Genomic DNA, 10,845 nt, shown 5'->3' on the forward strand with positions numbered 1-10,845 from the left:
ACCCCACAGGGATTCCGCCGGGACGTGCTGGACGACGCCTACCGGCTCAGCGCGACGCTGCCTCCCGATATGGCGATCACTGATGACGCGGGGCTGGTCGAGGCGCTCGGCGTGGCCGTGACGACCGTTCCCGGCTCCCAGGAGGCGTTCAAGGTGACCAGGCCCGCCGACCTGATTCTCGCCGAGGCACTGCTCGCGCACCGTTAGGCCGATGTTCGGTCGTGTGTTCGGTCGTGCGGCCGTCCGGGCGCTGTCCGCGCGAGCGAACACCAGCCAGACAGGTCCTGGCGCGGTGACTATCTGCCCGCGCCGGGTCCCTGGCGACGCGGTGGTCGTTGCGCTGCCGCTGCCGGCGGAACGCGAGCGCCGCTGGAACGGTGTTCAGGCCGCGGACCCTCTGGTCCGTCTGACGGCCGGCTCCTTCTCCCTGAGCCCCCTTGAGCGATGTGCTCCTTGAGTGACGTGTGAGTGGTGACGTGTGAGTGAGGTGAGGGATCTGTCCGGACTGCCCCGGGTCGGGCTCGGTGTCGACGTCCACCCGTTCGCGGAGGGCCGCCCCTGCTGGGTGGCCGGCATTCTCTGGCCCGGCGAGACCGGGCTCGACGGTCATTCAGATGGTGACGTCGCCGCGCACGCGTCCTGTGACGCACTGCTGACCGCGTCCGGGCTTGGAGATCTTGGCTCGGTCTTCGGTACCGGCCGGCCGGAATGGGCCGGCGCGGCCGGAGTGGCCCTGCTGGGTGAGACGGCGAGGCTGTTGGCCGAGGCGGGCTGGACGATCGGCAACGTCGCCGTGCAGATCGTGGGCAACCGGCCGCGCCTGGCCGGCCGGCGGGTGGAGGCGCAGGAGGTCCTGACGGCGGCGGTGGGCGCGCCGGTGAGCGTGTCCGCGACCACCACCGACGGCCTCGGGCTGACCGGCCGGGGCGAAGGGCTCGCGGCGATCGCCACCGCCCTCGTCGTCCGCGTCTGAACAGTCGTCCGCGTCTGAACAGGGGATATATCCGGGAGTGCCGCGGGCGCGACACGAGCTGTCCGGTTGTCATGCCTGATTGGCATGACAACCGGACAGCCGTCGACCGGATGACAGGGTGGGAAAGCGACAGGAGCGGCAGAGGAGCCTGATGTCGTCATATCTGCCCGAGAAGGTCAAGAAGCTCGCGGATTCCCCGACCTACGTGACGCTTGCGACGATCCGGCCGGACGGGTCTCCGCGCATGACTGTGTTGTGGATTGATCGTGATGGTGATGAGCTTCTGTTGTCCACAATCCGGGGCCGTGCCAAGGAGCGGGATATCGCGCGGGATCCGCGGGTGGGAATCATGTTCCTCGACCAGCGGGATCCCTATGGATACGTGGAGGTCCGGGGGCGGGCCACGCTGTCGGAAGAGGGGGGCCGCGAGCTGATCGACGCCCTCGCGCTGAAGTACACCGGTGACGAGACGTATCGCTGGGACGCGCCCGAAGTGACGCGGATCGTCATCCGCGTCACCGTCGAACGGGTGTTCACCACCGGTTGACGGTGACGGCCCGGTATGTGGCCTGCTGTGCGGCCTGGCATCCCGGCGGCCTGGCGTCCCGCTGCATGGCCTAGCATATCGCCGGGTGCGGTGAAACTCCCAGGGTTCGCCGTTGTGGCTTGTGTTCTTCCGTTGTTACCTACTGTGCATCATGCGGTGCGTTATACCGTGCGCACTACTGTGCATGGCCCGTTCCGCCTACCACGTTCCGGGCCGCGCGCATCCGGCTTCGGCCCTCTACCGGAGTCGGATTTCGTACATGTTGCGGGCTGTTCATGGAACGGAGTCGTGTCTGACACGGGTGGCGAGGGATCCCGCGGGGGGCCGCGCCGTACTCTTGACAGATGGGACTCCACATCTACGACACGCGCACCCGGCGCCTGCGGCTGTTCGAGCCGCTGCGCCCCGGTTACGTGGGCGTGTATGTCTGTGGGCCCACCGTCCAGTCCTCGCCGCACGTCGGGCACATCCGTACCGCCGTCGCCTTCGACCTGCTCCGCCGGTGGCTCGTCACGTCCGGGCTTGAGGTGACCTTCGTACAGAACGTCACCGACATCGACGACAAGATCATAATTAACGCCAGCCGGGCCGGCGAGAGCGTGTGGGAGCTGGCCACCCGTCAGACCCGGGCCTTCGACGACGCCTATCGCGCGGTCGGTGTCCTGCCGCCCACGATCCAGCCGCGGGCCACCGGGCACATCCCGGAGATGCTGGCGCTCATCGGCAGGCTGGTGGACACCGGCTATGCCTACCGCGGCGGCGACTCGGTATGGTTCCGGGTCTCCCGCTTCGCCGGCTATGGCGAGCTGTCCCACCAGCGTCCGGAAGCGGTCCAGGCCTCACCGGAGTGCGATGAGGGCAAGGCCGATCCCCGTGACTTCGCGCTCTGGAAGGGTGTGAAGCCCGGCGAGCCGTTCTGGGAGTCGCCGTGGGGGCGCGGCCGGCCGGGCTGGCACATCGAGTGCTCGGCAATGGCCGGCAAGTACCTCGGGGAGGTCTTCGACATCCACGGGGGCGGCCTCGACCTGATCTTCCCGCACCACGAGAACGAGCGTGCGCAGTCGGCCAGCGCGGCCCACTCCCACGGGGGCGCGCCGCAGATGGCCCGTTACTGGATGCACGTCGGTCTGCTGACCACCGGCGGCACCAAGATGTCGAAGTCGTTGGGCAACTCTTTCCTGGTCAGCGACGCGTTCGAGCAGGTCAGGCCACAGGTGCTGCGCTACCACCTGCTGTCGGCGCACTACCGGTCGTCGCTGGAGTACAGCTCGGAAGGGCTGGCCGAGTCGGCGGCGGCTCACGACCGGATCGAGACGTTCGTCCGTAACGCGCTCGACATCCTGGGCGGGCCGGACGAGGCCGCGGCGCTGGCGGCCGAATGCGCCACGAACCCGCGCCGGGATCCCGTCGGCCAGAGCCAGAGCCAGCTGAAGGGTGGCATCCGCCAGAGCGCCCGCCCGGGCGGGTGGGGCGGGACGGTGGCCACCGCTGCCGCACATGCTTTCTCGGCCGGCGACCCGGCCGAGGTGAGCAGCCCGGCACAGGCGTGGGCGGCCTTCGCGGCCGCCCTGGACGACGACCTTGCGATCTCCCGGGCGCTGGCTGTCCTCTTCAGCGCGGTCAGCCGCGGGAACCAGGTGCTGTCCAAGGCGCGGCGTCGGGAGCTTGCCGGTTGGGTCGACGTCGTGCGCAGGATGCTGGTCGTTCTCGGGCTCGACCCGGTCAGCCAGTGGCCAGCGGCCGGTTCCGAGCTGCGGCCGGCGCTCAACGGCGTCATGGAGATCGTTCTTGATCTGCGGTCGGCCGCGCGTGCCCGACGGGACTACACCGAGGCGGACGAGATTCGCTCCCGGCTGGCCGCCGGTGGCCTCATCGTCGAGGACACGCCCGAAGGGCAGCGCTGGCACCTGGCGTAGGGATACCGGCCAACCCGGCCGGCCCGGCCGGCAGCCGGCACTCCCCAGGCGGCCGGGTCACGCGGGCAGCCTCGCACGTCCGCGCGCGGGGCCTCGCTGCCGTCGCCGCCGGAGCAGGCCGTTGTGTCGGCTCGCGCGTCCGCGTGCGAGGCCTGCGTGAGACCTGATTCGGGTGAGTCCGTCGTCCGGTGCGCTTTTCGTCCTGGTGGGCGTACCGGACGACGGACCCATTCGGATCTTCTCCGCTGGCCGGTGCCAGTGGCCGCTGCCAGCGGTGGCTCCCGGGAACGGTCGTTACCGGGAACAGCGGTTACCGGGAACGGATCGTGACTCTGGTCCAGGCTCCGAGATACACCCGGTCGCCGTGGCGCAGCGGTACCGGCTGGCCTGGCGGGATCGGGTTCGGCTCGTCGTTGATCCGGGTGCCGTTCGTTGATCCCGGGTCGAGCACGGCGTAGCTGCCGTCCGGCAGGAGCTCGAGCATGGCGTGCGCGCGTGAGATGCCCGGGTCCTCGGGGGCGCCGGCCAGGTCGATCTCCGGATGGATGCCGCGGGACTCGCTGCGCCGCCCGATCAGCAGCCGGGGGCCGTTGAGCGCGAACACCCGCCGTGGGTAGATCGTCGGGAACGGGACCCGGTGGTCGTCACCGCTGTCGTAGTACTCCCGCTCGGCCTCGACGACCACGTCCCAGCCGGTGGTCTGGACCGGCAGTGGCCCGCTGGGGCCGGAACGCTCCGCCGAGGCGGGCGCGGGATGCTCCAGCAGGACAAGATCGAAGCCGCACACCTCGCAGAAGCGGGCGCCCACCTCGTTCGGGTTGTGGCAGCTCGGGCAGGCGGCATAGCCGTCGATCGGCTCCCGGGCGGCCTCCCGCGCCGGACGCTCGAAGCCAGCCTGGTTCGGCGGGGGCCGGTGGTAGTCGGTGGCCGCTGCTCCCGTCGAGGGGCGGGCGGCGGCGCCGCGGTCGAGGCCGTACGGGTCGTCGACACCGCCCGTGCCGGGCGCGGAGGGCGCGGGGGAGCGGTACGGGTCGGCCTGCTCGTAGCCCCACAGGTCGGCCCGGTACGGCTCGTCGGGAGGCTCGCCGCGAGGGTCTCGGTAGGGGTCGGGCGGGTAGCTGTCCGCGCTGTAGCCGCCTGGGGCGTAGGGGTCGGGCGGATAGCCGCTGGCGGCGTATCTCTCCTGGCCGTACGGGTCACGGCCGTACCCGCTGGCCCCGTACCCGCCGGCCCCGTATCCATCGGCGCCGTACCCGTCGGCGGGGCGGCCGGCGGCGGGGCGACCGGGGGAGTCGTAGCCGTCCTGGGCATAGCCGTCCCGTCCGAACGGGTCGCCCGGCAGCGACGCGCTCGGGCCCGGCTGTCCCGGGCCGGCCGGCAGCGGCCCGGCGCCTTCGGCCGGCCGCCGGCCGTAGGGCGGCTCCCCGGGGGCCCCGGCGGCGTGGTCCGGCTGGTGCGGTCGCCCGCGACCTGACGGCCCGCTCGTCCCGTCCGCGGGATGAATGACGTAGGGCTCCTGACTGGCTACAATCCGCATACCACATTGATCGCAGTAGTCGGGAGCCAGAGACAGGTGCCCGTCTGGGCAGCGTGCGCTCACCTGATCACCTGTTCACCCTGACGGTCCTGGTCGACCGTGTGTCAAGGACCATTTCGTCAATGGTGTCAACGTTCCGTTTCAGCCGAACAGTACCTGTGCTTGCGTCCTCAATGTCGACCACGTGTTGAAGTAGGTGGTATGTACCCTCGTTGCCGGACTGACGCGCCAACTGTGCACTTCGACCAAGTTTGATGGTAGCGGTCGCCTCGTCGCCGTCGCGTCGGGCCCGCAGACCCTCCTGGATGGCCTGGGCGAGCTCGGCCTGGCCGGTGTAGTGGGCGACCTCGGGCGCGATCTGGGTGGACAGGCTGGCGTCGCTGGTCCAGACCGCGCGGACGCGCTCGCGGCAGCGCACCTGGCCGGACACGACCACGCCGACCTGGGCGGCCAGCATCTCCATGTCATCCATACGTGATGGCACTGTGACGCATAGGTGATAATCGCGGGATTCCGCGCCCCACGCGCCAGTCGGATAGTCGACAGTCAGGTCGTCGACCCGGGTGGCGCTGCCGGTGAGATCTGCCACAAATGGTGCGACCTGTCGCAGAAACCGTACAGCTGAGTTACGCGGCGTCCATACCCGTAGGCTGACGCGGTCCACCGCCCGGTTCGTCGCGGTACTGATCATGGCTTGGAAGTCGGCGGCCAGATCATGCGGGCTCCGGACCGCGTCGACCGTGCCGAGCAGGGCCGTCGCGACGTGGCGGAGCTCATCGACCCGCCAGTCCGCCCCCACGCCCCGGCAGTCGCACTGGAAACGCCCGACGCACGCGGCGACGGCCTCGTCGAACTCGGCCGCGTGCTCGCCGTTGCGTCCGTCGGTCAGCAGGATCGCATGGTGGATCGCGTCCGGCCTGGTGGCCATCAGCTCCCGGGCGCGGGTGAGCCAGCGGCCGATCGCGGTGCCTCCGTCGGCGTCGAGGAGCCCGATCCGCTCCTTGGCCGCGGTCCGCGTCCGTTCGTCGGCCCGGACGAGCTCGCGGCCGGCCGGGTAGACGGCCTCGGCGATCCCCGACCCCCGGACGATCGCGAACCAGGTGCCGTCGGGCAGGGCGTCGACCGCGGCCTCCGCCGCCCGCCGCATTTCGACGATCTTCGTCCGCGGGCTGCCCATGGAGCCGGAGCAGTCCAGCATGATGACCTCGGCGAGCTCCACCGGGCCGCGCTGGCCCGGCAGGCCTGCCGGGGCCGGGCCGTACGCTCCCCGGACGGTGACCACCGCGTGTACCTCGCCGTGGCCGTGGGCCAGATACTCGTTCTGGAAGACCTCCACGGTGAACGGCGTGGTCATCGCTGCTCCCTTCCGGAGGGGTGCCGGCCGGCGTACCCGTCGATGGGGTCCGGGCCGGCCCGCGTGACCACGACCGTGATGTTGTCGTGGCCACCGCGGTCGATCGCGTGCCCGGTCAGATGGCGGGCGATCATGATCGGTGAGGCGTTCGGCGGGAGCTGGCCGACGACCGCGGCCATGTCCTCGGCGCGGGAGAGGTAGTTCCACAGCCCGTCGGTGCAGACCAGCACCGTGGCCGAGGCGGGCAGCGGGAAGGCGCGGACGTGCGGGGTGACGTCCTCGGCATCGCCCCCGAGCCAGCGGGTGAGGGTGTGGGCCCGCCGGTCGGTCTCGACCGCGGACGCGGGGATCAGCCCGGCGCGGGCGGCCTCGGCCGCCCAGGTGTCGTCCTCGGTCAGCCGCTGGAAGCAGCGCGTCGTGAATAGATACACTCTGCTGTCGCCGATCCAACCGACGGTCACGTGCCCGGTGCCGTCCCGTTCCCGTGTGATGATCGCCGCGGCCAGCGTGCAGGACGGCGCGCTGCGTCCGATGGCGGGCATCCGGGCCACCTCGTCCTGCGCGGCGGCCACGGCGGCGCGTACCGCCTGTTCGGCCCGGCCCGGGGGCGGCTCCTCGCTGAGCGGGCCGCCCAGCGGGCCTGGCGGGCAGGTCGGGGGATCCGGGTCCGGCCAGTCGGGGTCGTAGCCGTGGCCGCCGTGGCCGCTGGGGCCGCGGTAGCGATCATGATGGTCGGGTGGGTCGCGGTCCGTGCCGAAGTCCTCGTCGAAGCCGGTGCGGCCGAACCGGTCGGGGCCGGCCGGCCGGCCGCGGTCATGGCTGGGGCGGTGCTCCACGTCGTCCCGCTCCCGCCCGGGGTGGGAGCGGGTGACGGGCCGGGCGAGGACCGCCGCCGCGGTCGCCGCCGCCACCCGGGCCGCCGAGCGGGCGGCCGGCCCGGATCCGGGCGTGCTCGACACGCCGTCGCAGACCACCGCGATCAGCGTGGAGCCGACCACGAGGACGCCCATCGCGTCCTCGTTGGTGGTGTGCCGTACCCCTCGGTCGCAGACGCCGGCGATCGGGCCGAGGTCGATCTCACGATGGTCGGTGTCGCCGGTACCCCCCGGTGGTATGGCCCGCAGCGGCGTTCCACACGCTTCGCAGAAGCGGTCGCCCGGACGTACCGGAGCCGCGCACGCCGGGCAGCGACCCCCGTTCTGGTCGATTCCGTACCGTCCCTTCTCCGCTGCGGGGCCGTGGCCGGCCCGCCCGGTCTTGGTGGCTTCCGCCGTGGCCTGCCCACAGCCGATCACGTGCGTATCACCTGGTCGAACCAACGTCCACGGGCGGACGCGGCCTGCCGCCGCCGCCCTGGTGACGTACCGGGGCCAGGCCGTCGGGGCCGGGCCGGCATGCCGGCAGTATCGACCAGGGTGCCGCGGCGGCACCGCCGCCAGGATCCTTCCCGGCTGGGCGCGCGCCGCTCGACCTGTTGCGTGCCGGGGCCGGCCCGGGTGCCCGCCCGGCCGTGAGCGCGGCGCGGCGTCTGCTCCCGGCTCTACTCCCGGCTCTGCTCCCAGCCCTGGCTCTGGCCCCGGGCCCGCGCCCGGTCCTGGCCCCGCTCTCGGCTCCGGTCCTGCTCCCGGTCCTGGCCCCGGCTCTGGCGCCGGCCCCGGATGTGGCCCCGGGGCCGGCCCCGGATGCGGCGCGCCGCGGCGGTCGACCGCCGCGCCGAAGGCATGCACCAGCGCGGCGGCCCGGTCGAGATCGGTCGGTGCCGTGTACAGCACCGACCGGGCCTGCCGGTACAGGCTGGTGAGTTCCGGCTCCTCGGCGACACCGCGTCCGGCCGCCTTGGCCTGCCAGCCGGCCAGCAGCCCGCGTAGGTCGTCGCGGGTGCGCAGCATGGCCGCGTTGGCCTCGGCGACCCGGCGGGCGGAGATCGCGGTGGCCTCCGCGAGCTCCCGCCAGCGGTCGAGGCCTCGGCTCGCCTCCTTCCAACGGCCCGCCGACGCCGCCGCGGCCAGCCGCTCGAGCCAGGTCCGCAGGCCGTGACGCTCGTCGTCGAGCACGCCGTCGGGCAGGCGGGTCAGGGACCTTCCTGGTGGCAGGACGCGGCCATGGGCCCGGTCGGCGTCCGCCGCGGCCCGCTCGATGAGGGCGACGATGCCGGCCAGCAGCTGGTGGGCCTCCCGCAGCGCCTGGGGCAGGGTGTCGTGCCGCCTGGCCAGCTCGTCCAGCCCGGCACCGGCCGCCGCGACCGCCGCCGCCAGCCGCGCGGACAGGCTCTCGGGCAGCGAGAGCGGATCGGTGGCGGCCTGTTCGGCGAACTCGGCCAGCAGACGGCGGGCGATGGCCAGGCCCGCGTCGTCGTCCAGGCGCAGCCGGGCGGCGGTCGCGGCGGCGGCGGCGATCCGCTGTTCGGCCGCGCCCACGGCGGCCAGGTGGGTGTTCCAGGCGGCTGTGATCTCGTCGACGCAGGTGCGTACGGTCCGTAGCGCCGCGTCGGTACGGCTGGCCAGCTCCGCCGGGCGCACGCCCCGCCGCGGCATCGGGCCGTGCAGCAGCGCGTCCAGCTCGTCGATGGTGCGGGCGTCCAGCCGGGCCCTGTCGCCGCGCAGGGCGCGTGCCCGTCCGACAAGATCGTTGAGGATGCCGTACCAGTGCCAGGCATCGGCCAACGTGTTCAACGCGGTCGTTGCCCGCCGGCGGGTGCCGCCGGTGAGCCGGTCCGGGACGAGCAGGGCCCGCTCGGGAGCGTTCTCCAGGGCTATCAGGGCGGCCGCCTGGGACGCGGCCGCCTCCGACAGCGCGGCCAGGGTCCGGTCGATCCGCTCCTGGGCCGTGTTCGCCATGGTCACCGGCCGCGGTGCCGCGGGGCGGCTGGACCGGGCGTCGGGCCGATGGCCGTCCCGGTGGCCACGCCGGTGACCGGGCGTGGGACCGGCCACGGTGACAGGGCCGCGAGCGGCTGGCCGGCGCCGGTCACCTCGAGCGCTCCGTCGGGCCGGCGGGGGGTCATCGGTACCCGTCGCCGGCCCGGCGACCGCCCGTCCGGGTACGCCCAGTGCCGCTGGCGGCGGCTACTGTCCGTGCCGCTGTCCGTGCCGCCGGCAGGGTGCGGAGCCGGCCGGAGCCGGCGGACGTCCGCCTGTCGGGCCGTGCCTGACGTGCCGTCATCGCGGTCACCTGCGCTGCTCGTGATGATGTGGCTGCCCGTGGTGGTACGGGCCCGGCGGCGGGGTGCCTACTCCGGTGGATCCAGTGAACAGCGCCGAAGATGTGTTGGCCGTCACGCTCTGACGATAATGCTGCTGTCGCGGGGTTTGAGATAGGGGTTGTGCCCATCCGGTGTCGCTTTGCGGACAGACAAGCCGTTCGGACGCCGTCCGGGCGGGCCAGGCGTCCCGACACCGTCCTGGTGCCATGGTAGTAGCCGACCGTGATTACTTTCCGTCACATATTGGGCCGTCGCATAGTGGACGCCCGCTGGGCCGGTGCCCGGCCGCGTGGCCGGGCGAAGAGACAGGCCGTGGGGATGCGCGCCGCGGAACGAGGGCGAGGAGCGAGCCGTGGCGGGGATGCGGTTCGCACGGGTGGGCCGGCGCGCGGGAACGGGAGTGGGATAACGGAGGGCGGGACGGCCGGAGTGGGACGGCCAGGATGGGACGAGGGGCGGGGTGAGGAAGGTGGCGCCGTGAAGGCCGCGCTGTTCGTGACCTGTTTCAACGACACGGCCTTTCCCGGGACGGGGAAGGCCACCGTCGAGCTGCTCGAGCGGCTCGGGGTCGAGGTGGACTTCCCCCCGGCGCAGACCTGCTGTGGGCAGATGCACCTCAACACCGGCTACCGGGACGAGGCCGTGCCGTTGGTGCGGGGCTTCGTCGAGGCGTTCGAGGGATACGACGCGGTGGTCACCCCGTCGGCGTCATGCGCCGGCACGATCCGTCACCTGTATGCCCGGCTGGCCGCCGAGCGGGGTGACGCGGCGCTGCGGGACGCGGTGGCCCGCACGGCACCGCGGGTGTACGAGCTGACGGAGTTCCTCGTCGACGTGCTCGGGGTTGTCGACGTCGGCGCGTACTTCCCGCACCGGGTGGCCTACCATCCGACCTGCCACTCGTTGCGGGTGCTCGGGCTTGGTGACCGGCCCCAGCGGCTGCTGCGCGCGGTGCGCGGGCTCACCCTCGTCGACCTGCCGGCGGCCGAGGAGTGCTGCGGGTTCGGCGGCACGTTCGCGATCAAGAACGCAGACGTGTCGGTGGCGATGGGCGCGGACAAGGCACGCCACGTCCGCGAGACCGGGGCGGAGGTGCTGGTGGCCGCGGACAGCTCCTGTCTCGCGCACATCGGCGGACTGCTGTCCAGGTGGCGCTCGGGAGTGCGCGTCCTGCACCTGGCCGACGTGCTCGCCGGGACCGGCGACACACCCCCCGCGCCAGCCGCGTCCGGGTCAGCCGCGTCCGCGCCTGCCGGGCGGGCCGGGCAGGCCGGGCGGGCCACGGCCTGGTGGCGGGGACGGGCCCGGCCGGGGGG

Annotated in this window: 8 protein-coding genes; 5 read left to right on the top strand and 3 right to left on the bottom strand. The window is 72.8% G+C overall.

The features are described 5' to 3' along the window. From NBW84_RS15350 to cysS, 4 genes are all read left to right on the top strand, one after another. The coding region (locus NBW84_RS15350) for a 2-C-methyl-D-erythritol 4-phosphate cytidylyltransferase (protein WP_250285425.1) at window positions 1-207 on the top strand (207 nt) is incomplete at its 5' end. A gap of 271 nt (window positions 208-478) precedes the next feature. Continuing rightward, window positions 479-973, top strand: coding sequence for a 2-C-methyl-D-erythritol 2,4-cyclodiphosphate synthase (gene ispF / locus NBW84_RS15355; RefSeq protein WP_250285426.1), 495 nt, complete (start codon window positions 479-481; stop codon window positions 971-973). Between the two features lie 151 nt (window positions 974-1,124). Next, window positions 1,125-1,520, top strand: coding sequence for a PPOX class F420-dependent oxidoreductase (locus NBW84_RS15360; protein ID WP_250285427.1), 396 nt, complete (start codon window positions 1,125-1,127; stop codon window positions 1,518-1,520). A gap of 344 nt (window positions 1,521-1,864) precedes the next feature. Then, window positions 1,865-3,436, top strand: a complete 1,572-nt coding sequence (gene cysS / locus NBW84_RS15365) for a cysteine--tRNA ligase (protein ID WP_250285429.1) — start codon at window positions 1,865-1,867, stop codon at window positions 3,434-3,436. A gap of 310 nt (window positions 3,437-3,746) precedes the next feature. On the opposite strand, the gene NBW84_RS15370 is transcribed toward cysS, so the two are convergent. The 3 genes from NBW84_RS15370 to NBW84_RS24345 all read right to left on the bottom strand — a co-directional run bounded on the left by NBW84_RS15370 (window position 3,747) and on the right by NBW84_RS24345 (window position 9,164). Next, a complete protein-coding gene (locus tag NBW84_RS15370) occupies window positions 3,747-4,973 on the bottom strand; it encodes an FHA domain-containing protein (RefSeq protein ID WP_250285430.1) in 1,227 nt (408 codons plus the stop codon). Window positions 4,974-5,040: 67 nt separating this feature from the next. After that, window positions 5,041-6,327, bottom strand: coding sequence for a VWA domain-containing protein (locus NBW84_RS15375; RefSeq protein WP_250285431.1), 1,287 nt, complete (start codon window positions 6,325-6,327; stop codon window positions 5,041-5,043). Beyond that, window positions 6,324-9,164, bottom strand: a complete 2,841-nt coding sequence (locus tag NBW84_RS24345) for a protein phosphatase 2C domain-containing protein (protein ID WP_445548727.1) — start codon at window positions 9,162-9,164, stop codon at window positions 6,324-6,326. The genes NBW84_RS15375 and NBW84_RS24345 overlap by 4 nt, the downstream gene beginning before the upstream one ends. 842 nt (window positions 9,165-10,006) lie before the next feature. On the opposite strand from NBW84_RS24345, the gene NBW84_RS15385 reads away from it, so the two are divergent. Next, the coding region (locus NBW84_RS15385) for a (Fe-S)-binding protein (protein ID WP_250285432.1) at window positions 10,007-10,845 on the top strand (839 nt) is incomplete at its 3' end.

It is taken from the genome of Protofrankia sp. CiP1_Cm_nod2, assembly GCF_920664355.1.
Taxonomy (GTDB): Bacteria; Actinomycetota; Actinomycetes; order Frankiales; family Frankiaceae; genus Protofrankia.

What these genes read in the sequence shown, in the direction of transcription:
- NBW84_RS15360 (WP_250285427.1), top strand. Translation starts at nt 1,125, where the DNA reads ATGTCGTCATATCTGCCCGAGAAGGTCAAGAAGCTCGCGGATTCCCCG.
- cysS (WP_250285429.1), top strand. Translation starts at nt 1,865, where the DNA reads ATGGGACTCCACATCTACGACACGCGCACCCGGCGCCTGCGGCTGTTC.
- NBW84_RS15370 (WP_250285430.1), bottom strand. Translation starts at nt 4,973, where the DNA reads ATGCGGATTGTAGCCAGTCAGGAGCCCTACGTCATTCATCCCGCGGAC.
- NBW84_RS15375 (WP_250285431.1), bottom strand. Translation starts at nt 6,327, where the DNA reads ATGACCACGCCGTTCACCGTGGAGGTCTTCCAGAACGAGTATCTGGCC.
- NBW84_RS24345 (WP_445548727.1), bottom strand. Translation starts at nt 9,164, where the DNA reads ATGGCGAACACGGCCCAGGAGCGGATCGACCGGACCCTGGCCGCGCTG.